Source organism: Pseudomonas sp. MCal1 (assembly GCF_026341415.1).
Lineage (GTDB): Bacteria > Pseudomonadota > Gammaproteobacteria > Pseudomonadales > Pseudomonadaceae > Aquipseudomonas.
The window spans coordinates 225,407-249,028 of sequence record NZ_JAKUMP010000009.1; the positions used below are offsets into that span (position 1 = coordinate 225,407).

A 23,622-nucleotide genomic window follows, 5' to 3' on the forward strand; every position below is an offset into this window, starting at 1 on the left:
AAACGTCACGCCGCACGGGGATTGAACCCGTGCAGATCAATGGATGTGCGTTGCTGGCCGATCAGTTCGCTGAGCAACTGCCCGCTGCCGCAGGCCAGGGTGAAACCGAGCGCACCGTGGCCGAGGTTGAGCCACAGATTGCGATACGCCGTGGCGCCCAGCAGCGGAACGCCGGTGGGCGTTGCCGGACGCATGCCGGCCCACTCAATGGCGGCGTCATAGTGGCCGGCGTCGGGAAAGGTGTCGCGGGCCTGGCGTTTGATCAGCGCCAGTCGCTCGGGGTCCACCGCCGGGTCGAAACCGACGATGTCGACCATCGCCGCCACGCGTAACTGTTCGCCGATGCGGGCGTAGACGATCTTGCGGTCGTAGTCGGTGATACTGACGTCCGGTGCCCGGTGTTCACTGCCAATCGGTACGGTCAGGCTGTAGCCCTTCAGCGGATACAGCGGCAGGCGCAGGCCGGGCAGCGCCAGCAACGGGCTGCGATGGCCGGCGGCGATTACCAGTTGTTCGACCGGGAGGGTTTCTTCGCCAAGTTCGATGGCCGTGACGGCGCCGTGGCTATGACGGATGCCGGTGACTGCCTGACCGAGGCGAAACTCGCAGCGGCCCGACGCGTTCAATCGCGCCGCCAACTGTTGGCAGAAACCGTGGCAGTCGCCGATCTCTTCATCCGGCGTGTAGATCGCGCCCACAAACGGCGCCTTGGCCAATGCCGGTTCCAGTTGCGTACATTCGGTGGCGGACAACACCTGCTGTTGCCGCGGATCGGCCAGGCCCTTGCGCGCATGGTCGAAGCTGGCGGCGTTGCGGAAGGTCACCAGTTTGCCGTTGCGCCGCCAGTTGAAACCGGCCAGCCCGTCGTCCTCGCGCCAGCGTTTCAGCGTGCTCTGGCTGAACAGCGCCAGACGTAACAGATGCGCGGCGTTTTCACGATTGACCGAGGTGCGGCAGGCGGCGAGAAACGACGCCATCCAGCGCCACTGCGTCGGGTCCAGGCGCGGGCGCAGCTTCAGCGGTGAATCGCCACGCAGGATCCAGCCGATCGCCTGCAGCGGCACACCGGCATCGGCCAGCGGCGCAACATAGCGATAGGACAACTGGCCGCCGTTGGCGAAGCTGGTTTCGCTGCCCAGCGACTGCCGCGCCTCGACCACTGTCACTTCGAAGCCGTCGCGCACCAGCGCATAGGCCGTTGCCAACCCGATCACGCCGCCGCCGATGATGCACACACGCTGAGCCATGTCCGTCCTTAATCGCTCTTGAAGACGAGACCGAGGTTAGGGCGAGGTGACAGGCGCCGAACAATGAATAAAGATGCCAGACCTATAAACCAAGGTTATGGACTTGCCATGCGCCTTCGCCACATCGAGATTTTCCAGGCCATCCGCCAGACCGGCTCGGTCAGCGCCGCTGCGCAATTGCTGCACGTCTCGCAACCGGCGGTGACCAAGGTGCTGCAGCACGCCGAGCAGCAGTTGGGCTTTCCATTGTTCCTGCGGGTGCGCGGCAAGTTGCAGGCGACCCCGGAAGCGCTGGAGCTGGAGCGCGAAGTCGACAAGGTCACCGAAAGCCTGCAAAGCGTGCGGCGTCTGGCCCAGAGCCTGCGCCGCGAGCCCGGCCATAGCCTGCGGATCGGCGCGACGCCTGCCCTGGCGCTGTCGTTGCTGCCGCCGGCGATCCGGCAATGGACGGCGCAGTTCCCGGACATCGCCTGCGAACTGTCCAGCGCCCACAGCCGCGAGCTGATGCAGAACCTGCTGATGCGCGAAGTGGACGTGGCCCTGACGTTGCAGTTGCCGGATCATCCAGGGCTGAAGGCGCAGGCATTGGCAGTGGGCGTGTTGGTGGCGCTGGCACCGAAAGGTTATTGGCCAGAGGAAGACGCGGGTCAGCCGTTGTCGCTGATGGCCCTGGCTGGTGCGCCGCTGATCGGGCTGTCCAGCGCCGACCCGCTGGCCGCCCGGCTCGACAGTTATCTGGAAGCCGTCGAGCCCCCGCCTCGGGTACGGATCGCCGTGCAGACGTACTCACTGGCGCGAGCGATGGTGGAGTCCGGCGCCGGGGTGGCGGTGATCGATCCGTTCACGGCGCTCGGTGCTTCGCCGACCAGCACTGTGATCCGCCCTCTCGCCCCGCCGCTGCCGATCACGCTGTACGCGGTAACTCGCGCCACTGAACCGCCGCCGCATACCCTCGGCGACCTGTTGCAGATATTCAGCAGCCGCGCGCAGATAGAACTGCAAAACCTGGGCCCTGCGGGAGCGGGCTTGCCAGCGATTGCGCTGGCCCCTTCAACACCTGAGTGACTGACAGTCCGTCACCGCGGGCAACCCCGCTCACGCAAGGTTTTGGGTGATCTACAGGACGTAAAACAGAATCGCCACAAAGTGCAGCAGACTCCCGGCGATCACGAACAGATGCCAGATCCCGTGGGCATGCCGTAACCGATGGTCGAGGGCGAAAAAGATGATCCCCACGGTATACAGCACGCCCCCCGACGCCAGCCAGGCAAACCCCGCAGTCCCCAGCGCCGCAATCAGCGGCTTGACCGCCACCAGCACGATCCAGCCCATCACCGCGTAAATCACGATCGACAGGATCCGCGCCTCGGAGCGCGGTTTGATCTCTTGCAGGATGCCGATGAGCGCCAGGCCCCAGACAATCCCAAACAACGTCCAGCCCCACGGCCCGCGCAGGGTCACCAGGCAGAATGGCGTGTAACTCCCGGCGATCAGCAGGTAGATCGAAAAGTGATCGACCTTCTTCATGATCGCTTTCTTGCGCCCGCGCACGCTGTGGTACACGGTGGATGCGCTGTAGAGCACCAGCAAGGTGAAGGCGTAAATCGCCACGCTGACGATCTTCCACGGGCTGCCGTCGAGGCTGGCGATCACCAGCATCCAGACGCCCCCGACAAACGCCGCTACCGCCCCGACCAGATGCGTCCAGGCGTTCAGTTTTTCTCCGTGATACATGTGTCGCACACCTCGATTTCATTACCGCAGCGCGCAAGGCTCGGGCCTTGAGCGTAAAAGCGCAATGTTTCCGTTCAACGCGGGCCTGCGCCTGTCCTGATATTTGGGCACAATCGACCGATACCAAGAAGAGTCCGCGCCATGCTGATCGACGAAGAATTGACCCTGAAGAAACTCGAGGTGTTCCTCGCCTTCATGCGCACCGGCAACCTCGCCCGCGCCGCCGCCGAGTTGCAGACCAGCAACGTCAGCGTGCACCGCGCAATCCATTCGCTGGAAAGCGCCCTGCGCTGCCCGTTGTTCAAGCACGAAGGGCGCAACCTGACGCCGCTGGAAAGCGCCTTCGTACTCGAAGAGCGGGCGCAGAAGCTGATTCAGGACGTGGTCGAAAGCGTGCGCCTGACCCGCGAAGCCGCCGGGTTCTCGGCCGAGCGCTTCAAGCTCGGTTCGCTGTATTCACTGACGGTGAAGACCGTGCCGCAGCTGATCATGGGTTTGAAGATCCGCCGCAGCGAACTCAACATCGACCTGATCCTCGGCTCGAACATCGACCTGCTCTACAAACTGAAAAACATGGAAGTCGACGCGATCCTGGTGTCGCTGGACGACACCGTCAACGACCCGGACTGTGAACAGATTCCGCTGTTTTCCGACGACATCTTCCTCGCCACCCCGGCCGATTCCCGTTTTGCTCAGCGCAGCGAAGTGGACCTGGCGCAGGTGCGCGACGAAACCTTCATCACCCTCACCCAAGGCTTCGCCACCCATCAGGACGGCGTCCGGGTGTTCAGGCAAGCGGGGTTCGAACCGAAGGTGGCGATGCAGGTCAACGACATCTTCACCCTGCTGAGCATGGTCAGCTCCGGGGTCGGTTATGCGTTGCTGCCGGGGAGGATTGCGGCGGTGTACGAGAACCGGGTGAAGCTGATTCCGTTGCAGGAGAAGTACCGGTTGCAGCAGCACATCGGCGTGGTGTTTTTGAAGGCCAAGGAGCGTGATCCGAATTTGCTGGCATTGCTTGCGGAGTGTCGGATGTATGCCAATCGCCAGGTCTCGCAATGATCGTTCCCACGCAGAGTGGGAACGATCACCCATCATCGTCCTAGCCCATCAAACCACGCATCAGCAGAAACAACAGCGAAGGCCCGAGCAAGCATCCAAGTGCGGTATAGAACGCCGCCGTCAGGCAACCGTAAGGCACCAGTTTCGGATCGGTGGCCGCCAACCCTCCGGCCACACCACTGGACGTCCCCATCAAACCGCCAAAAATCACCGCACTGCGTGGGTTGTTCAGACCGATCATCGGCGCCACGAACGGCGTCATTACCATCACCAGAATTGCCTTGATCAACCCTGCGGCGATAGACAGCGCCATGACCTCGGAACTCGCGCCAATGGCCGCGCCGGTTACCGGTCCGACGATGTAGGTCACCGCCCCTGCGCCAATGGTCGTCAGACTCACCGCATCGGTATAACCGAATGCTATCGCCACCCCGACCCCGGCAACAAATGACGTGCCCACGCCGACAAACAACGCCAGCACACCAACAAACCCGGCCCGCTTCAGCTCATCGACACTGACGCCAAACGCCGTGGCAACAATCGCGAAGTCCCGCAGCATGGCGCCGCCAAGTAAACCGATACCCGACAACAACGGAATGTCCACGACCCCTTTCTGACCGCCAGTCAGGGCTCCGCCGATATACGACAGCACCAAGCCGAGCAAAATGGCGATGGCCGAGCCGTGCAGACGGCCCTTGGTGAAGGTGTTGGACATCCAGTAGGACACCCACATGGTCAGGCCGACAATCAGGAAACCGCTGATCAGCCCGTAGCCGGTGATGACTTTCATCATTGATTCGTACATGGCGCTCACCCCGCAGTCTTGGCAGGTGTGATCGGCGCCGGTTCCTTGTTACCCAGGCGCACCAGCACCGGCACCAAGGCAAAGGCAATGACCACGGCGAGCGTTCCCGCAAGGATCGCCATCGGCCCGCCCTTCAGCGCGCCGTAAACATTCTGTTGCGCGGCCATGGCGACCACGATCGGAATGTAGATCGCACTCCAGAACTCGACGCCCTGTTCGGTCTTGCCCTTGAGCCAGCCACTTTTGTTCAAGTAACTGCCCAACCCGATCAACAGCAGCATCGCAATACCGACACCGCCGACATTGGCCGGCACGCCGATCAACTTGCCGAGCAGTTCACCGACCCAGATACCCACCAGCGTACAAAAGGCGAGAAACGCCACACCGTAAATAATCATTGTTGTAGTCCTCAAAGTGCATCGTCGAATGTTGTTTTTGTTGTTCGAAGCCTGAGTCGGTGATTTAGGGTCGTCGGCCCTCCTCCTCTCGCAACAGCGCCTGCAAGGTGTCGAGCCGGGCACTGTCGAAGGCAGTGACGGTCCCCTGTTCGAACACCCGGCGCGCCAGCCCGGTCAGCACCGCACCGGGCGGCAGTTCGATCTGTAGTCGCACGCCGCGCTCGTAGGCGCTTTGCACGGTGCCGCGCCAGTCCACCACGCGGCACATGTTGAAGGCGAGGTCGTCGCGCAGCGCTTCTACCTTGGTCACAGGCCTTGCGCGACTGCCGCTCAGGTAAGCGATTTTTGGTGTTTTCAGCTCTACCTGGGTGAACGCCTCGGCGAGGGTTTGCGCCGGCTCATCCAGCAAAGGGCAGTGGGACGGCACGCTGACCGCCAGACGTTTTGCCAGCCCGGCGCCACGACTGCGCGCCAGCTCGGCCACTGCCTGCATCGCCTTGTCGCTGCCGGCAATCACCACCTGGTTATCGGCGTTGATGTTGGCCAGGTACACCGGTGTATCTGCGCTGTGCACCTGAGCCAGCAAATCTTCGACTGTGGAGAGTTGCAGACCGATGATCGCGGTCATCCCGAAGCCCTGTGGATAAGCCTGCTGCATCAACTCGCCGCGCAGGCTGACCAGATGCAACGCATCGCTGAAGCTCAACGCTCCCGCGACCACCGCTGCCGGATACGCACCGATGGACAGGCCGGCGACGTAATCGGCGGTAAGTCCGGCCTGCAACAATTGCCGCGAGGCGGCGACGCCGGCGATCAGCAGGCAGAGCTGAACCGCCCGGGTGCTGCGTAATGCTTCGCCGGAATCCAGCCGCAGGACGTCTTCACCGAGGCTATCGCTGGCCTCAATCAGCGTTTCCCGAGGCAAACGCTGGAGCATGCCGGGCTGCTGCGCGCCCTGACCGGGAAACACCAGCAGGCTGCTCACGCTGCCAGCTCCTGCGGGTTCCACGGATCGCTCACCAGACAGGCTTCATGGGCGTTTTTCAGCAGCACCCGCGAAGTGTTTCCGGCCCACTCGCGCAGGGCGACAGCACCGAATGGCGTCTGCAACTGCATGTCGACCCGGCAGATCGCCTGATCGAAAACCGCCACCAGTTCACGTGCCTGGTGACGGGTGATGAGTTGCGGTGTACGCAGGATCAGATCGAGATCACTGGCTTCGTGCATGGCCGCAAAACCGCTCGCCAGTTCAAACCCGACACTGCCACTGACACCCCAGACCCAGCCGCAATCATCGAGCATCGAGCGCAGTTGCCGAAGTGCCTGCATGACCGGCAGATCACGCTGGCTGTCGACCTGACAAAGCGCTTCCGGGCTGACCCGGCAAGCAATCGAATCGAGCGCCATGAACGCCGCCAACCGCTGCTCACGCAAGCGACCGCGCACGCCCACCGCCACGAATCCCTCCTCACTCAACGCCCGCCGCACCACCACCGGTTGCCCGGCAGCCAGCGAGTCAATCGCCCACTGCGGCGCATCCGCCGGCAGTTGCGCCGGCGTCATGCCCCACAGCAGGTCGTGGGCCAGAGGCGTGTTCACCACTGCGCCCTCAACAGTTCACGCACGCGGCTGGAGGCTTCGCGATTTTTCGCACCGAGACGATTGCTCAAATCCGTCGCGCCAATATCGCCGATCGCCTGCTTCAGGCATTCGCCGACCCGCGCCAGATCCTCCGCCGTCGGCTGCTCGATCTGCTGCACCGACAGGGTTTCCCAGAGCAACCCGAGACTGGCATAGCTGTCGATGTCATAGGCCATCGGCGGCACGCTGGACGCCAGGGTTTCCAGTTCTTCGACGCTGCGCAAGGTCACCCGCGCCGCCGAAGCCTTGCCCATCGCATGCACCATCACCCCCGGATCACGCAGGGCGATCAAGCGATTAGCCTGATAACCGTGAGCGAGAAACGCCCCTGACATGGCCTTGCCCACCAGCAGCGCTATCACTGGGTGCCCGGCCAGACGCGCGCGAGCATAAGCGTCCGCCGCACCGGCCAGAGCCTGGTGAATGCCGAGGGCTTCTTCGCGGCGACCGTAGGCCTGGCTCGGCACATCGACGATGGCGATCAAGGGACGCTTTTGCGGTTTATCACGGTCGGCGGTGATCGCATCATCCACAGCCTTGGCCAGACCCCAGCCTTCGAGCAACCCGACTTCGCCGTTGCGAGCGCGAGGGAAACGGTTTTGCGGATCGGCGACCACTGCGATAAACCGCCCGAGCTCACCATCGGCGACCTTCAACGAGGGCGGCAAACCCTCAACGGCCTTCGCGCCCGCACTCAAGGCGTTGAACCAGTTCAAACCGCGCACGGAATAACCACTCATGAGCGCTCTCCTTGATACAGATCGCGAACCACCGAAGGCTCGATTTGCTTGTCAGTGTCCAGGCTCGTCAGGCGTTGCAGGAACCACTCGGCCCGTTGACTGCGCGGTTGTTTCGGCAGGCCTTGGTGCAGCAGCTCGCCGACCTGATGGCGAATCTGCGCCACGTCATCAGCGGCATAACGGTCTACCAGGCCACTGGCGAAACGTTGCTCGCCACCGGTCAGGCTCCAGATGAAGGGCCGGTCGCGGGAGTCGTATTCCTCGATCCCGGCTTCCTGCTCGATCACCTGCGGACCGTTCAGGCCGAGGCGTGCTTCCTGGGTCACCAGCAAATAGCTGCACAGTGCGGCGGCAATCGACATCCCGCCAAAGCAACCGACGCTGCCGGCCACCACGCCGACCACCGGTTGGTAACGCTGCAGATCGACAATCGCCGCGTGTATATCGGCAATCGCCGCCAAGCCAAGGTTGGCTTCCTGCAGACGCACACCGCCGGTTTCCAGCAGCAGGATGGCGCGGGTCGGGATGCCTTTGCGGTTGTCTTCGGCGGCCAGCTCCAGCGCGCCGGCGATTTTCGCGCCGCCGACCTCACCGAGACTGCCGCCCTGAAACGCGCCTTCAATCGCCGCGATCACCACCGGCAAACCGTCGAGGCGGCCCTTGGCGATCACCACACCGTCATCCGCCTGCGGCACCACGCCCTGACGCTCGAGCCACGGCGACATGACGCGTTGAAACGGGTCGAGCAGTTCGCGGAAGGTGCCGGCGTCGAGCAAGGCTTTCGCCCGCTGCCGTGCGCCGAGTTCGACGAAGCTGTGTTTGTGCAAAAGTGTTGAGGTGTCAGTCATGGCCGATCTCCTCGAAGCCTTGCTCCAGACGCAGGCGCACCACGCCCGGGGTCGCGCCGAAGTCGTGGATATCGATGGCCATCGCCGGTGGCGTGGTGCCGTCGAACATCCGCGCGAACAGGTGCTGCCAGCGCTGCTGCGCGCCGTTGACCGAGGTCTGCACGTTGATCGTCAGCTTGCCGGCCAGGCCCGGTTCGATCAGCACTTCCAGATCGCCCGAGCCGACACAACCGACCAGCGCGCGACCGCGCGGCGGCTGCCCGGCGGGGAATTCAAAGGATAAGGTTTCCATCAAAACGCTCCCTGAAGGATGCCGTCGCGCTCGATTCGATCAAGCAGCAGGCTGGCGGCGAGCAAGTCGGCGGCGCCACCGGGCGAGGCATTCAATGCGATGAGTTGTTGATCCAGTTCATGCAGGCGGCGGCGACCGGTGAGGCTGGCGCTGCCACCGGCGTCGAGCACGGCCTGGGCGCCGTGCTGCATGGCGTGCAGGCCCTGTTCGCCGGCGCGGTACAGGACGCAGGTGTCGGCGAGCTCAGTCATGATCGCCAGCAAGCCATCGAGCCGGGCGTTCTGTTCGCCATGGCCGGCGGCGCGGCTGCGTTGGAGCTGCGGCAAACCGCGCTGCACCACCGACGGGAAACCGAGCTGCGCTTCTTCCCGGGCACCGCGAGCGCCGTAGCGTTGGGCGACTTGCGCGCCATGGCTCAGCGGGCGCGGCGCATGACGGTCATCGAGCAATGCCAGGCGCGCAGCGCGCAGGGTAACGGCGCCAGCGCTGGTGGACCTGGTGTCCAGCGCAGCAGCCGTGACCAGCAGGCCCAGCGCCCAGATCGCCCCGCGATGGGTGTTCACGCCGTGGGTGGTGGCGAGCATCGCTTGCTCGCCTTCCCGGCCGATGCGGCCAATGGCTTCGCGCAGCGGCAAGCCGATCTCGCCGAACTCGAGCGCGGCCTCGGCCATTTCCTTGAACGCCGGCCACAACGCCAACGCCGAGGCGTGCATCAATCCCAAGTGCAGATCGGTGTGCGCACCGTTGCCACGTCGGTCCACCAGCGCCGGTTTCGGCGACAGGTCGGCTTCGTCGATCAGCGCGTCCACTGCCAGGTCCGCCAGCCGTTCCGCGAGGGTGATGGTTTTCGGTTGCAGGTTGAGTGCGTGCATTACCAGCTCCTGAACTTGGCGGGCGGGTTATAGAGGCCGCCGGACCACTCGACCAGATCGGCCACGCTTTTCGCCGCCAGCAATTCGCGGGTGGCGTCGGTGCGACGGATGCCAAGGTCTTCGGGCAAGGCGATCAGGCCTTCGCGGCGCATGCGTTCAGTGTCTTTCGGGTTGTGACGCAGGCCGATGGCCGTGACGCCGGCGACCGCAGCGATCATCGCCTGACGCTCTTCCAGCGAGCGCGCCTTGTACAGGTAGGCGATGCCCTCTTCGGTCAGCAGGTGAGTGACGTCGTCGCCGTAGATCATGATCGGCGCCAGCGGCATGCCGCTTTTCTTCGCCACCTCAACCGCGTCGAGGGTTTCGACGAAGGTCGGTTTGCCGCCCTCCTGGAACGTCTCGACCATCTGCACCACGAGTTTCTTGCCACGCTCGAGCATCGGCTGCTGCGAATCGTCATGCCGCATATCGAGCCATGCCGGAGTGCCGTGACGGCGACCGCGCGGGTCGTGACCCATGTTCGGCGCGCCGCCGAAACCGGCGAGACGGCCACGGGTCACGGTGGAGGAATGGCCGTCGCCATCGACTTGCAGGGTCGCGCCGATGAACAGGTCTACCGCGTATTGCCCAGCCAGTTGGCAGAACATCCGGTTGGAACGCAGCGAGCCGTCGCGCCCGGTGAAGAACACGTCCGGGCGAGCGGCGATGTAGTTTTCCATGCCCAGCTCGGTGCCGAAGCAATGCACGCTTTCGACCCAACCACTTTCAATCGCCGGGATCAAGGTGGGGTGCGGATTGAGCGTCCAGTTACGGCAGATCTTGCCCTTGAGGCCAAGGGATTCGCCGTAGGTCGGCAGGATCAATTCGATGGCCGCGGTGTTGAAACCGATGCCGTGGTTCAGCGACTGCACGTTGTGTTTTTCGTAGATGCCGCGGATCGCCATCATCGCCATCAGCACGTGTACAGGCTTGATGTGGCGAGGGTCGCGAGTGAACAGCGGTTCGATGTAGAACGGCTTGTCCGCCACCACCACGAAATCGACCCACGATGCGGGGATGTCCACGCGAGGCAGTTCGCTGACGTCGTCCACCAGTTGGTTGACCTGGACGATGACGATGCCGTCGCTGAAGGCTGCCGGTTCAATCAGCGCCGGGGTGTCTTCGGTGCTCGGGCCGGTGTAGATGTTGCCGGCACGGTCGGCCATGAACCCGGCCGAGAGCACGACGTTGGGAATCAGGTCCACCACCAGCCGGGCGTAGAGTTCGATGTAGGTGTGGATCGCGCCGACTTCCAGCAGACCGTCTTCGAGCAACTGGCTGATGCGCAGGCTCTGGGTGCCGGCAAAGGAGAAATCGAGTTTGCGGGCGATGCCGCGTTCGAACAGGTCCAGATGCTCTGAGCGACCGACGCTGGGCATGATCATGTGCAGGTCGTGGAGCTTTTCAGGATCGGCCCTGGCCAGAGAGCGCGAGAGGAAATCTGCCTGCTTCTGGTTGTTGCCCTCCAGCACCACACGGTCGCCGGGCAGGATCAGCGCCTCAAGCGCCGCGACGATCCTGTCGGTGGGCAACACCGCACCGTCGGCCAGCCCGCGCACCCTGTCGAGGCGCCGCTGCTTCTCGTCACGCCGCCGCGTCCAGCGCGAGTCGGGGGATATTGTTGTTGTCATGCTCACTCCACGGGTTCGCTGTCGTGGAGCTACCTTAGGAGTGTCAGGTGGGGGCATCAATCAAGCGCGGTGGCAAACCGTTACGGTCAGCGTAATGAATACTGGCCTCATCGCTGGCAAGCCCTGGTTCAGTGAACCAGTCCGGCATCCACCAACAATTTCTCCAATGCCAACAAATCCGGCACCTTCGCCACCTGCTCCCCGACCTGCACCGCTGCCTGCTCCAGCGCACACAGCGGCACGTCGACATAACTCAACTGGCTGTCGAGCTTGTACGAGCGCGGAATCCCCTGCACCAGCAGCGCGATGAACTTCAACTCAGGCCGCCCGCCGAGGGCGTTGAGGATGACGATCCGTGCCCGCTCGCCGATGACGATCTTGTTGCCGCAGGCCGACTCGAAACTCAGCAGCGGAATCTGCCGCTCGCGCCAGGTCACCCGGCCCAGATACCACGGCGGCGTGTCGAGATCGAAGGCGCTGGACTGGTAGTCGATCAGCTCGGCAACGGCGACGTTGGGCAGGATCAGGTTGCGATCCGCCAGCGGCAGCAGCAGCCCGGTGAGTTGGCTGGTGCGTTGGTTGTCCCGGCGTTCATGCATGTTTTTTGCTCCACAGCGCGATGCTTTCGAGCAGCACCGATTCCTGGTACGGCTTGCCGAGGTAGTCGTTGACGCCGATGGCCATCGCGCGGTCGCGGTGTTTCTGGCCGGTGCGCGAGGTGATCATGATGATCGGCAGGTGTTTCAGGCGCTCGTCGTGGCGCACCTGGGTCGCCACTTCGAAGCCGTCCATGCGCGGCATTTCGATGTCGAGCAGCATCAGGTCCGGCATGTGTTCTTCCAGCAGCAGCATCGCATCGACCCCGTCCTTGGCGGTCAGCACGTTCATGCCGTGGCGTTCCAGCAAACGACTGGTGACCTTGCGCACCGTGACCGAATCGTCGACCACCATCACCAGCAACGGCTTTTGCGGTTCGCTCTCGATTTCGTGACTGGCCGGCCGCTGCGGCAACCGCGCCTGCATCGCGCGGATCGGCGCCAGCAGGTCGAGAATCAGCACCACCCGGCCATCGCCGAGAATCGTCGCCCCGGACACGCCCTGCACCGACGCGAACTGCGGGCCGAGGCTCTTGACCACGATCTCGCGGGTGCCGGCCATCGTGTCGACCTGCACCGCAATGTGCCGGTCGTTGCACTGCACCAGCAAGACCGGCACCGGCAGGCTCTGGCCGGACAGCTTCGGCCGTGGCGCGGTTTTCAGCAGCTCGCCCAAATAGCACAGTTCATAACGCTGACCGCCGTATTGATAACTCGGCGGGTCGAGACGGAAATGCCCGTCCAGTTCATTCGGCAGCACACGGACGATGCCGTCGATGGTGTTCAGCGGAATCGCGTATTGATCCTCACCACACTGCACCATCAGCGCACGGTTGACCGACACGGTGAACGGCAGGCGAATGCGGAAGTGCACGCCCTGCCCCGGCACCGAGTCGATGCTCATGGTGCCGCCCAGTTGCCGGACTTCTTCGTGCACCACGTCCATGCCCACGCCACGCCCGGAAATCTGGGTGATTTTCTCGGCCGTGGAAAAACCTGGCTGAAGAATGAACTGCAGCACATCGCGATCACTGATCTGCGCGTCAGGTGCCAGCAATCCTCGCTTGATCGCCTTGCGCCGCACAGCGTCCAGCGGCACGCCGGCGCCATCGTCGCGGATGTCGAACACGATGTCGCCGCCCTCGCGGGACAGGTCGAGGCTGATCTGCCCCTGCGCCGGTTTGCCCGCCGCCAGCCGGACTTCGGCGGACTCCAGACCATGGTCGACGGCATTGCGCAGCATGTGCTCCAGCGGTGCGGCCATGCGTTCGAGTACGTTGCGGTCCATCTCGCCTTCGGCGTTGCCAACGGTAAACGCGACGTCCTTGCCCAGCTCTTCGGCGACCTGTCGGACGATGCGTTTCAAACGCGGCAACATGCGCTCGAAAGGCACCATGCGCGTGCGCATCAGGCCTTCCTGCAACTCGGTGTTGATCCGCCCCTGCTGCTGCAACAGGCTCTCGGCGTCGTGGGCGCGCCGGTCGAGGGTTTCCTTCAGATCCAGCAAGTCGGAAGCGGACTCGAACAGCGCCCGGGACAACTGCTGCAACTGCGAATGGCGGTCCATTTCCAGCGGGTCGAAATCTTCGTAGCCGAGGCGTTCGGCATCCACTTGCTGACGACTGAGGATCCGCCCCTGGGTTTCGGTGTCGAGCCGGCGCAACTGGTCGCGCATGCGCTCGATGGTGGTTTCCATCTCGTGCAGAGCGGTCTGCGCATCGCTGACTTGCTGTTCGATGCGCCCACGGAAAATCGAGGTTTCGCCGGCGAGGTTGACCAGTTCATCCAGCAGCTCGGCGGAGACCTTGACCATGTCCGCCCCGGCTTCGGGCGCCGGAGCAGCAGGCTCAACCTTCACCGCCACCGGCGGCACCGGCGCCGGAGTTTGCACCACCGGATGGCTGAAATTCTGGATCGCGCTGATCAGCCGATCCGCCGGTGGGCATGGCTGGCCGGCGCGCACCGCATCGAGCATCTGGGCCAACCGGTCATGACCACGCTGCAACAGGGCAAACAGTTCGGCACTGCCCTGCAGGGTACCGGCGGACAGGCTTTCGTAAAGGTATTCGAGCTCATGGGCGAGGTCGCCGATCGGGCCGATTTCCACCATCCGCGCGCCGCCCTTGAGGGTGTGCAGATCGCGCAACAGGGTTTCCACTTCCTGGCGATTGCCGGGCTCGGCCTGCCAGCGCAGCAACGCGGCACCGGAGTTTTCGATGATGTCGAAACCTTCTTCGAGGAAGATTTCCAGCAGCTCCGGATCGTGTCCGTGGCCGTCCTGCGGGACGCTGGCTGACGGCATTTCAGGATGGGCGCAAGAGCCCTGACGCAAGCGCCGGATCGCCTCGATCAGGTCCTGCGCCGGGTCCAGCGCCTGATGCCGATGCAACTGTTCCAGGAACAGCGCCAGACGTTCGTGGCTCTGGCGCAGCAATCGGTCGAGGGCTTCGCTGTGGCTGTAACGACGATCCACCAGACCTTCGTAAAGGCCTTCCAGCTCATGGGCCAGATCGCCGACAGCTGCCACCTCGGCCATCCGTGCGCCGCCCTTGAGCGTGTGCAGATCCCGTTGCAGCGACGACAGCGGTGCGCCGTTCTCCGGGTCTTTCAGCCAGCGCTGCAAGGCTTGCCCGGCGTTGTCGAGAATGTCGACCGCCTCTTCGAGGAAGATCTCGACGATCTCGCCGTCCGGCCCGCTGTCGGTGCTGTGTTGTTGCAGTTCGGCGGTGGCGCTGCCCAGTTCGCGAATGCTCGGGGTACGGCTGCCATCACTGCGGATCAGGCCCATGGCCGACGGGTCGAGGCTTTCGTCGAGCAGTTCGTGCAAGGCGCGGATGCGCTGCGGTTGCGGGGTGATTTCCTGGCCGGCGGCCAGTTCGTCGAGCATGTTGATCAGGGCTTCATGGGCCTGCTGCGCCTCATGGAAAAACCGCTCGCTGACCGCCAGGCTGCTTTCTTCGACGGCGCCGTACAGATCGAGCAACGCTTCGCACAGCACGTCCACCGGCAGCAGATCCGCCAGGTGCGCGCCCTCGCCCAGGGTCGTCAGTTCATCCAGCAGCGCGCTGAGTTCCTGACGTTCTCCGGGGTGTTGTTGCCAGCGCTGCAGGAGGTTTTCGGCGTCGAGCAGGATGTCCATGCCCTGGGCCAGGAAGTTGTTGATCAGTTGCGGATCGCGCTTGACCCGCAACGCACTGCTCGGCGCGCTGAGGATTGATTCCAGGCGCTCGCCGAGCAGGGTTTCGGTGCGTTTGATCAGCGACTGCGCGCCGACAATCGGCGCCAGCGGATCGTGTTTGAGCTGACGCAGACCGACGCGGAACAGGCCCTCGGCTTCGAGCAGCAGTTCCACTTCGTCCAGGTCCAACGCCAGTTGATGGGCCTTGAATTCCCGGGCGAGCTTGTCGAGCGGCGCCGCCAATTCAGCAATCGGTGAAACCCCCGCCATCGAGGCGCTGCCCTTGAGCGTGTGCAGTGCACGCTGCAATTCGTCACTGGCCTGCAAAGGCACATGCTCGGCGGCCTGATCGAGAAAACGGTTGAGGCTGGCGAGATGGGTTTCGGCTTCGTTGCGAAAAATCTCCAGCAGCAGCGGATCGAGGGCCGCGACGTCTTCCACGTCTTCAGCCGGCAGCGGTGTGTCGCCCTTGGCCAGCGCATGAGCACGGGCCGCCAGTTGATCGACATCGTGGCGCTGACGCTGGCCGTTGGTGGCGAATTCGCCGATCAGATCGGGCAACAGCAGCAGCGTGTCGGCAAGCAACTGGTGCACCGCCGGGCCGGGTTCGACGCTGTGCTCAAGCACGCGGTTGAGCAGGTTTTCCACCGCCCAGGCCAGTTCGCCGAGAACCAGCGCACGCACCATCCGGCCGCTGCCCTTGAGGGTGTGGAACGCTCGGCGCAGCTCACTGAGGGCGGCGCGGTCATCGGGCTCGGCAGACCAGCGCGGCAGGTATTTGCTCAATACTTCGAGCACTTCCCCGGTCTCTTCGAGGAACACTTCGCGCAGCTCGTCGTCCACCGGTTCTTCATCGGCCGGTGGCGGCAGCAGGCTGCCCGGCGTGGTCAGCGCCGGCGGGTTGACCGCCGACACCGGGCTGGCCAGCACTTCGGCCAACGACTGCACGATCTGCGGATCATCCAGCTCCTGCAAATCCTGCATCACCAGGGCTTCGCTGGGGCTGAGCACATCGTCGAGCACCGGCACATGCGGCTCGCCGGGCTGTTCGTCGGGAAAGAAACCGAGACTGGCGAGGCTTTTCTGCGCGATATCCAGCAAGTGCTCGCTGGGTGCCTGCGGGTCATCGGTCATGCGCTCAAGGTAGTACTCGAGGCTGCTGATGGCGTCGGCGAGGCTGTCGAGTTGCTGCCAGCCCGGCTCATGAGGGTCGAGCAACAGATGCTCGCGGATGAACCCGTTGCAGGCTTCGAGCAGGCTTGCCGCGCGCGCCAGCGGAATCATCGCCAGGGCACCGCGCACCTGGGTCAGCAGCGCCGGCAGGCTTTGCAGTTGCTGGCGATCCCAGTCGGCGTCGATGTAGTCGACGATCATGTCCTTGGCCTGTTGCAGGCAGATGCGCGCTTCCTTGATCACGATCTGATGGATCTGCGTCAGGTCGGTGGTCGGCAGGCGCGAGTCTTCCGGGCTCTCCGGCTCCACCGTACCCACCATCCCGGCCAGCGTCGCTTCGACGTAGAGCAAGGCGCCGGCGACGTCCATCAGCGTGGCATCGTTCGGTTCGCGCTGGCCCTGCGCAAGGCTGAGCACCACTGCCAGTTGATCGATGATGACCTTGCGCGGCTGACCGAAACCAAGCACCGCCAGCGTATCGGCGATCTGCCGCAGCGGCGCCAGCAGGCTGTCCAGGTCCGAGGCGTGCTGGCGGTCGCTGCGCACGAACAGATCGAGGCGTTCCTTGACCCGTACCAGCTCTTCGCACAGCGCCGCGAGCACCGAGCGCATGGCGTCGCGGTCGGGACCGGCCAGGCGCGCGCGTTCTTCGTCGACCATCGCGCTGTCGGGCAGCGCGTCGTCCAGGGAGTAGCGATCTTTCATGGTCAGCATCTGCCCGGTGGGATGTTCGGCTTTGGCGATATAAAACAGCAGGCTTTTCAGCAGTTCAGGCGGTGGCGGCTGGTTGAGGCCGGGCATGCCCTGTTCGAGCAGGCGCTTGAGTTCCTTGTCGGCGTCCTTGAACAGACTGCGCAGGGCCGGGCTGTTGGCGATTCGCCCTTCGCGCATGCCCTCGACCAGAGCCGAGGCGACCTGCCACAACGGGCTCAGCGGCGAGTGACCGCTGAGTGCTTCAAGTCGGGTAAAAACCTTGGCCAGATAACCGAGATGCGTCTGGTCGTCCTGCTCGCGGAGCAATCCGACCAGCGCCATTTGCAGCATCTGGCGCAACTTGCGCAGCACATTCGCCAGCTCTGGCGGTTCCAGCAGCGCCAGTGTTTCTTCGCTCAAAGGCGCCAGTTCGGGCAATTGCGGGCTGAACAGGCTGGTTTCCGACAACAGGCTTTCGCCTCGGGCGCTGCGCAAGTCGTTGATCAGCGGCAGCACCACCAGCGGCAGGTCACGGCGGGCGCCCTGCACGCGGTCGAGGTAAGTCGGCAACTGGCCCAGCGCCTGCAACAGCAAGTGCAGCGCTTCGTCGCGGTGACTGACACGGTCGTTCTGCAACGCTTCGACCAGGTGTTCCATTTCTTCGGCGAGCAATGCCGCGCCATAGAACTCGACCATCTGCAGGCTGCCATGCACCTGATGGATGCAGGCCAGACACTCGTCCAGCCCCGGCACCGACTGCGGATCGTCGAGCACGGCTTCAATGGCCTGATGCGCCTGTCTCAGCGTCTCGGCTATTTCACCCTTGACCCATTCGAGGGCCACGTAGTCGTGCCGGTCACCCATAACCACTCCGCTCGACATGGCCTCGCCCGCAGGCCTCACGCCTTGTCCGCGACGGGCGCAGGCGCCGCCGGCAAGGTGAACCCGGACACCGAGCGACGCAACTGGCTGGCCATTTTCGCCAGGTTGCCGATGCTCTCGGCGGTGGCCGTGGAACCGGACGAGGTCTGCGAGGTGATCTGCTGAATCACGTTCATCGTCAGGGAAATCTGCCCGGCCGAAGATGTTTGCTGCTGCGCCGCGTTGGAAATGCTCTGGATCAGCGCCGCGAGGGTCTTGGACACGCCTTCGATTTCTTCCAGGGCCACACCGGCATCCTGCGCCAGCCGCGCGCCGCGCACCACTTCGGTGGTGGTCTGCTCCATGGAAATCACGGCTTCGTTGGTGTCGGTCTGGATCGCCCGCACCAGCGTTTCAATCTGCCGGGTCGCGGCAGACGAACGTTCGGCCAGCCGTTGCACTTCGTCGGCAACCACGGCAAAGCCACGGCCGGCGTCACCGGCCATCGAGGCCTGAATCGCCGCGTTGAGGGCGAGGATGTTGGTCTGGTCGGCAATGTCGTCGATCAGGCTGACGATGTCGCCGATCTCCTGAGACGACTCGCCCAGACGCTTGATGCGTTTGGCGGTGTCCTGGATCTGTTCGCGGATGTTGTCCATGCCGTGGATGGTGTTGTGCACCACCTCGTTGCCCTTGTTGGCGATCTCCACCGATCGCTCGGCCACCGCCGACGATTCGGCGGCGTTGGCCGACACCTGATCGATGGATTGGGCCATGTCGCTGATCGCGGTCGAGGCTTCGGAAATCTGCTGCGCCTGATGCTCCGAGGCCTGGGCCAGGTGCATCGCGGTGGCCTGGGTCTCCTGCACCGCCGCGGCGACCTGGCCGGCGGTGAGGTTGATGGTGGCCACCAGATCGCGCAACTGATCGACGGAATAGTTGATCGAGTCGGCGATGGTCCCGGTGAAGTCTTCGGTCACCGAGGCGGTCACGGTCAGGTCGCCGTCGGCGAGGTCTTCGATCTCGTCGAGCAGGCGCATGATCGCGTTCTGGTTGCGTTCGTTCTTCTCGGCGGTCTCGCGCAACTGGCGGTTGGTTTCCCGGACCATGACCATGCCGATCAGGATGATCGAAGCCAGCGCCAGCAGGCCCAGCACATAACCGCCGATGGTGTCGGTGCTGCGTCCGCCGGCAAGGTTTTCGAAACCGGTGGCCAGGTGCGAGGCTTCGTCGAGCAGGGTCTGCGACAGGCTGAAGATATTGGTGGCCGACTCACGGACCTTGAACAGCTCAGGCGAGGTTTCGAGGATTTCATCCACCGAACCGGAGACGAACTGGAACAGCTCAGAAATATCGCTCAAGCGAGCTCGGGCGTCGCGGTCTTCGACCTGGCTGATCTTCAGCGTCGAGTTGCCTTGCAGCATGCCGTTAAGCACCTGACCGAAGCGTGCGGCATCGCGACCGAAGGCGTCGGCGGCCTGCTGGGAGTTTTCATCGCCGGAGAGCACGGTGTTCACCGCGCCGAGAATCCGCTCGGCCAGCAGCGACTGACGCTGGGCCATCGCCACCTGTCCCGCCGGGGCACCGCGTTGCAGGAGGATTTCGACGACTTTTTCGTATTCGATCTGCAACTGCGGCACGGTTTCGGCCAGGGTCGCGGCCACCTGATGCAGGGACAGCACGGTCTGTTCGCTGGAGAGAATCGCGTCGGTGTTTTTCAGCAGGCGTTCCCAATCCAGCTGCACGGCGCGCATTTCCGGGCGCACGGTGGACGGCGCGGGTGGCAGGCCGGTGGCCGGGTCGCCTTTCTTCAAATAGCCCCAGCGCTGGGCGAAGTCGTTGCGCGCATCGCTCAACAACTTGAACGCGGCGGCCTTGCCGGCGGCGGCTTCGGTGGCGTTCTTGGCGATCCGCTGCGACAGCACCCGCAGCTCGCCGGCGTGGCCGATGTACTGCTTGTCGTAGTTGGCCTGGGTGTTGAGATAAGCGAAGTTGGCGAACAGCAGCATGATGAACACGATCAGTGCGATGAACAGCACGATGATCTGCGAGCGGCTGCGCGAGCCTTCTGCGGGCTTGCCTGTTTTTGCTTTGATCATCGGTCCTCGCCTGTTAAACCGCGACGTGCATGAAACTCGGTGACTGCGCCAGCGCAAACAGGCTGAACACCCGCCAGTTCTGCTCGCGCCGGAAATAGCCCTTGATGAACTCGCCCTTGGAACCTTGCCGTTTACTGATCGAGACCGACTCGAAACTGTCCTGCTCGAAGTGCTGCAGGCCGAAGACTTCATCGACCAGCAACCCGGCAAACACGTCCTGATGTTCTACCACCAATACCCGCCGCTGTTTGCGCATCGGTGACAGCTCATGGCCGAAGAATCCGCACAGGTCCATGACCGGCAGCAGCCGACCGCGCAGATTGGCCACGCCCTTGACCCACGGCTTGACGCCCGGCAGCTGGGTGACGCGCAGTTCGGGCAGCACTTCGCTGACTTCGCCCATCGGCGTGACGTACCAGTGCTCGCCCAGACGAAAGCCGATGCCGCTCCAGCGATCCTGGCGCGCAGCTTGCGACGGCAGGTCCGCCGCCAGCAGGCGACAGCGCTGGTCGATCTGCCACAACAGTTCGAACGCGGTCAGCGACTCGCTCATGACGGCGCGATCAACCGGCCAGCACGTTGTTCAGGGTCTTGATCAGCGTGTCTTCGTCGACCGGTTTGGTCAGGTAGTCCCTGGCGCCCTGGCGGGTGCCCCAGACCTTGTCGGTCTCCTGATCCTTGGTGGTGATGATGATCACCGGGATGTGGCTGGTTTCCGCATCCTTGGTCAGCTGACGGGTGGCCTGAAAGCCGTTGAGGCCGGGCATGACGATGTCCATCAGCACCGCGTCGGGTTTTTCCTGGCGGGCCAGGGCCACGCCGTCGGCGCCGTTTTCGGCTTTCAGCACTTCGTGCCCGTGCTTTTCCAGCATGCCGGTGAGTTTGTACATTTCGGTCGGCGAATCATCGACGATCAGGATACGTGCCATGGTCTTCCCCATTTTTCTTGTCGACACCGGGCCCGCTGGCCGAGCGTCTCTGTGCGTGTCTTACTGCGGCAAAGCGGCAGCGAAGCCCGGAACATGGGCCGAAATCGCGTCGAGCAGTTCTTCCTTGCTGAAAGGCTTGGTCAAAAATTGATCGGAACCGACAATCCGCCCCTTGGCCTTGTCGAACAACCCGTCCCGGGACGACAGCATGATCACCGGCGTGCCCTTGAACGCGTTGTTGTTCTTGATTAAAGCGCAGGTCTGATAACCATCCAGACGCGGCATCATGATGTCGACAAAGATGATCCCGGGATGGTGGTCGGCGATCTTCGCCAAGGCATCAAAACCGTCGATCGCGGTGATGACTTCGCACCCTGCATTTTTCAACAGGGTCTCGGCGGTGCGACGAATCGTTTTCGAGTCGTCGATCACCATGACCTTCAAGGCGCTGGACTGCTGTTCCATAAGGGGGCTCTACCGTCGCCTTTGCGAATCAATTTGTCCGTTTTGCGATGACTGATGGCTGGAAACCCTTGATGCTCAAGGGCCAGCACGGCTGGCAGCCTTTTTAGCACAGTCTCCAGACGCAATCTATCGACGGGTTTTTCCTTGACCGAAAACCCGCCCGGCGCCACTCTGGCGGCACTTTTTTCATACCGATCCGGTAGCCAATTTTCGAGGAAAACCCAATGAGCGTTCGCGTCGGGATTGTCATGGACCCTATCGCCAGCATTTCCTACAAAAAGGATAGCTCGCTGGCCATGCTGCTGGCGGCGCAGAAGCGCGGCTGGGAACTGTTCTATATGGAACAGAAAGACCTTTATCAGGGTGAAGGCCAGGCACGGGCGCGGATGAAGCCGCTGAAAGTCTTCGCCAACCCGGAAAAATGGTTCGAACTGGGCACCGAGCAGGATTCACTGCTCAGCGACCTGAACGTGATCCTGATGCGCAAGGATCCACCGTTCGACATGGAGTTCGTCTACTCCACCTACTTGCTCGAACAGGCCGAAACCGCCGGCGTGCTGGTGGTCAACAAGCCGCAGAGCCTGCGCGACTGCAACGAAAAGCTGTTCGCCACGCTCTTTCCGCAGTGCACGCCGCCAACCATTGTCAGCCGCCGTCCGGACGTGTTGCGCGAATTCGCCGACCACCACGGTGACGTGATCCTCAAGCCGCTGGATGGCATGGGCGGCTCGTCGATTTTCCGTCACACCGCCGGCCATCCAAATCTGTCGGTGATTCTGGAAACCCTGACCCTGCACGGCAAGCAACAGATCATGATCCAGGGTTATCTGCCGGCCATCGTCGATGGCGACAAGCGCATCCTGATGATCGACGGCGAGCCGGTGGATTACTGCCTGGCGCGGATTCCGGCCCATGGCGAAACCCGTGGCAACCTCGCGGCCGGCGGCCGAGGCGAAGCCCGTCCGCTGACCGACAAGGATCGCTGGATCGCCGCCCAGGTCGGCCCGACCTTGCGTGAGAAGGGCCTGCTGTTCGTCGGCCTGGACGTGATCGGCGAGCATCTGACCGAAATCAACGTCACCAGCCCGACCTGCATCCGCGAAATCGACAATGCTTTCGGCACCGACATCGGCGGGATGCTGATGGATGCCATCGAGAAAAAGCTGCAAGGTTGATGTGTGTCACATGCAGCCTGTCGCTTGATGCTTGAAGCCCAAGGCGTGAAACCAACATTGCGTTATCATGCGCGGCCTGTGAAAAACGCGATGTTGGTTTTCTTGTCATGACACTTCCGTCCGATCTGCCTGCTGAACTCGCCCACCGCGGCGTGCGCCCGGTCGATCGCCTCGGATTTACCCTGTTTCTCGCGGCGCTTATCCATTTGGCACTGCTGCTCGGCGTGGGCTTCACCATGGTCGAGCCCAAGCAGATCAGCAAAACCCTGGAAATCACCCTCGCCACCTTCAAAAGCGAAAAGAAGCCGGCGAAGGCCGATTTCCTCGCCCAGGAAAACCAGGAAGGCAGCGGCACTCTCGACAAGAAGGCGATCCCCAAGACCACCGAAGTCGCGCCGTTCCAGGCAAACGAGGTCAAGAAAGTCACCCCGCCGCCGGCCGCCAAGCCACAAGTGCAGGAAGCCGCGCCCAAGGCGGCCGTGACCACCGTCGCGCCGAAACCGAAAAAGGCGCCGACCAAGAAAGAAGAAGCCAGGACCGAGATCAAACCAACGGTCGATGCGCCGACTTTCGACAGTTCGCAACTCTCCAGCGATATCGCCAGCCTCGAAGCGGAACTGGCCAAAGAACAACAGCTGTACGCCAAGCGCCCGCGCATCCACCGCCTGAGCGCCGCATCGACCATGCGCGACAAGGGTGCCTGGTACAAGGACGAATGGCGCAAGAAGGTCGAGCGCATCGGCAACCTCAATTACCCCGAGGAAGCCCGGCGCAAGCAGATCTACGGCAATCTGCGCCTGATGGTGTCGATCAACCGCGACGGCTCGCTGTATGAAGTGCTGGTGCTGGAGTCCTCCGGCCAGCCGCTGCTGGATCAGGCGGCGCAGCGCATCGTGCGACTGGCAGCTCCGTTTGCACCGTTTACCGGCGACCTGTCGGACATCGACCGGCTGGAAATCATCCGCACCTGGAAATTCGCCCGCGGTGACAAACTCTCGAGCAACTGACACACCGAAGACCCCCTGTGGGAGTGAGCTTGCTCGCGAATGCGGTGTGTCATACAACATTGAAGTGACTGATCCACCGCTTTCGCGAGCAAGCTCGCTCCCACATTGGAACAGTGTTGCAAGCATCTCCAGCTTGT

Annotated in this window: 21 protein-coding genes; 4 read left to right on the plus strand and 17 right to left on the minus strand. The window is 63.3% G+C overall.

The window, feature by feature from the left end; translation table 11 throughout:
* Positions 1-5: 5 nt before the first annotated feature.
* Entirely contained in the window at positions 6-1,247 is a 1,242-nt protein-coding gene (locus MKZ87_RS16825; RefSeq protein ID WP_085697831.1) for a D-amino acid dehydrogenase, read from the minus strand.
* Positions 1,248-1,355: 108 nt separating this feature from the next.
* Here MKZ87_RS16825 and MKZ87_RS16830 point away from each other — a divergent pair, with 108 nt between their 5' ends.
* Positions 1,356-2,312, plus strand: coding sequence for a LysR family transcriptional regulator (locus MKZ87_RS16830; protein ID WP_085697832.1), 957 nt, complete (start codon positions 1,356-1,358; stop codon positions 2,310-2,312).
* A gap of 51 nt (positions 2,313-2,363) precedes the next feature.
* Here MKZ87_RS16830 and trhA read toward each other — a convergent pair whose 3' ends face one another.
* Complete coding sequence (gene trhA, locus MKZ87_RS16835) at positions 2,364-2,981, minus strand: PAQR family membrane homeostasis protein TrhA (RefSeq protein WP_011336351.1); 618 nt, start codon at positions 2,979-2,981, stop codon at positions 2,364-2,366.
* A 141-nt stretch (positions 2,982-3,122) separates the two neighbouring features.
* On the opposite strand from trhA, the gene MKZ87_RS16840 reads away from it, so the two are divergent.
* Positions 3,123-4,043: a LysR substrate-binding domain-containing protein gene (locus tag MKZ87_RS16840; protein ID WP_085697834.1), complete on the plus strand. Its 921-nt coding sequence runs from the start codon at positions 3,123-3,125 to the stop codon at positions 4,041-4,043.
* Positions 4,044-4,083: 40 nt separating this feature from the next.
* Here the strand turns inward: MKZ87_RS16840 and madM are convergent, their stop codons facing one another.
* The 15 genes from madM to pilG form a co-directional block, all read right to left on the minus strand.
* Complete coding sequence (madM, locus tag MKZ87_RS16845; RefSeq protein WP_266201347.1) at positions 4,084-4,848, minus strand: malonate transporter subunit MadM; 765 nt, start codon at positions 4,846-4,848, stop codon at positions 4,084-4,086.
* A 5-nt stretch (positions 4,849-4,853) separates the two neighbouring features.
* On the minus strand, positions 4,854-5,246 hold the full coding sequence (gene madL, locus MKZ87_RS16850) for a malonate transporter subunit MadL (protein WP_025109166.1): 393 nt from the start codon (positions 5,244-5,246) through the stop codon (positions 4,854-4,856).
* A 64-nt stretch (positions 5,247-5,310) separates the two neighbouring features.
* Positions 5,311-6,231, minus strand: coding sequence for a malonate decarboxylase subunit epsilon (mdcH, locus tag MKZ87_RS16855; RefSeq protein WP_227233777.1), 921 nt, complete (start codon positions 6,229-6,231; stop codon positions 5,311-5,313).
* Positions 6,228-6,848 carry a malonate decarboxylase holo-ACP synthase gene (locus MKZ87_RS16860; RefSeq protein WP_085702896.1) on the minus strand — a complete coding sequence of 207 codons (621 nt, stop codon included), beginning with the start codon at positions 6,846-6,848 and terminating at the stop codon, positions 6,228-6,230. The genes mdcH and MKZ87_RS16860 overlap by 4 nt, the downstream gene beginning before the upstream one ends.
* Positions 6,842-7,627 (minus strand): biotin-independent malonate decarboxylase subunit gamma, encoded by a 786-nt coding sequence (gene mdcE, locus MKZ87_RS16865; RefSeq protein WP_085697838.1) that lies wholly within the window; start codon positions 7,625-7,627, stop codon positions 6,842-6,844. The genes MKZ87_RS16860 and mdcE overlap by 7 nt, the downstream gene beginning before the upstream one ends.
* Positions 7,624-8,475, minus strand: coding sequence for a biotin-independent malonate decarboxylase subunit beta (locus MKZ87_RS16870; protein WP_085702897.1), 852 nt, complete (start codon positions 8,473-8,475; stop codon positions 7,624-7,626). The genes mdcE and MKZ87_RS16870 overlap by 4 nt, the downstream gene beginning before the upstream one ends.
* A complete protein-coding gene (locus MKZ87_RS16875; RefSeq protein WP_003229075.1) occupies positions 8,468-8,767 on the minus strand; it encodes a malonate decarboxylase subunit delta in 300 nt (99 codons plus the stop codon). Before MKZ87_RS16875 ends, MKZ87_RS16870 begins: the two co-directional genes overlap by 8 nt.
* Positions 8,767-9,639, minus strand: coding sequence for a triphosphoribosyl-dephospho-CoA synthase (locus MKZ87_RS16880; protein WP_085697840.1), 873 nt, complete (start codon positions 9,637-9,639; stop codon positions 8,767-8,769). Before MKZ87_RS16880 ends, MKZ87_RS16875 begins: the two co-directional genes overlap by 1 nt.
* Positions 9,639-11,309, minus strand: a complete 1,671-nt coding sequence (mdcA, locus tag MKZ87_RS16885) for a malonate decarboxylase subunit alpha (protein ID WP_085697841.1) — start codon at positions 11,307-11,309, stop codon at positions 9,639-9,641. The genes MKZ87_RS16880 and mdcA overlap by 1 nt, the downstream gene beginning before the upstream one ends.
* Positions 11,310-11,437: 128 nt before the next feature.
* Entirely contained in the window at positions 11,438-11,908 is a 471-nt protein-coding gene (locus MKZ87_RS16890) for a chemotaxis protein CheW (RefSeq protein WP_085697842.1), read from the minus strand.
* Entirely contained in the window at positions 11,901-17,813 is a 5,913-nt protein-coding gene (locus MKZ87_RS16895) for an Hpt domain-containing protein (RefSeq protein ID WP_266201351.1), read from the minus strand. Before MKZ87_RS16895 ends, MKZ87_RS16890 begins: the two co-directional genes overlap by 8 nt.
* Before the next feature lie 35 nt (positions 17,814-17,848).
* Positions 17,849-19,909 (minus strand): methyl-accepting chemotaxis protein, encoded by a 2,061-nt coding sequence (locus MKZ87_RS16900; RefSeq protein WP_085697844.1) that lies wholly within the window; start codon positions 19,907-19,909, stop codon positions 17,849-17,851.
* Positions 19,910-19,922: 13 nt separating this feature from the next.
* Positions 19,923-20,462 (minus strand): chemotaxis protein CheW, encoded by a 540-nt coding sequence (locus MKZ87_RS16905; protein WP_085689623.1) that lies wholly within the window; start codon positions 20,460-20,462, stop codon positions 19,923-19,925.
* Between the two features lie 10 nt (positions 20,463-20,472).
* Entirely contained in the window at positions 20,473-20,838 is a 366-nt protein-coding gene (gene pilH, locus MKZ87_RS16910) for a twitching motility response regulator PilH (RefSeq protein WP_011336365.1), read from the minus strand.
* Between the two features lie 60 nt (positions 20,839-20,898).
* Positions 20,899-21,303, minus strand: a complete 405-nt coding sequence (gene pilG, locus MKZ87_RS16915) for a twitching motility response regulator PilG (RefSeq protein WP_007953330.1) — start codon at positions 21,301-21,303, stop codon at positions 20,899-20,901.
* A 224-nt stretch (positions 21,304-21,527) separates the two neighbouring features.
* On the opposite strand from pilG, the gene gshB reads away from it, so the two are divergent.
* Both gshB and MKZ87_RS16925 read left to right on the plus strand, forming a co-directional pair.
* Positions 21,528-22,478 carry a glutathione synthase gene (gene gshB / locus MKZ87_RS16920; protein WP_085697846.1) on the plus strand — a complete coding sequence of 317 codons (951 nt, stop codon included), beginning with the start codon at positions 21,528-21,530 and terminating at the stop codon, positions 22,476-22,478.
* Positions 22,479-22,585: 107 nt separating this feature from the next.
* Positions 22,586-23,485 (plus strand): energy transducer TonB, encoded by a 900-nt coding sequence (locus MKZ87_RS16925; protein WP_266201354.1) that lies wholly within the window; start codon positions 22,586-22,588, stop codon positions 23,483-23,485.
* The last annotated feature ends 137 nt before the right edge of the window (positions 23,486-23,622 follow it).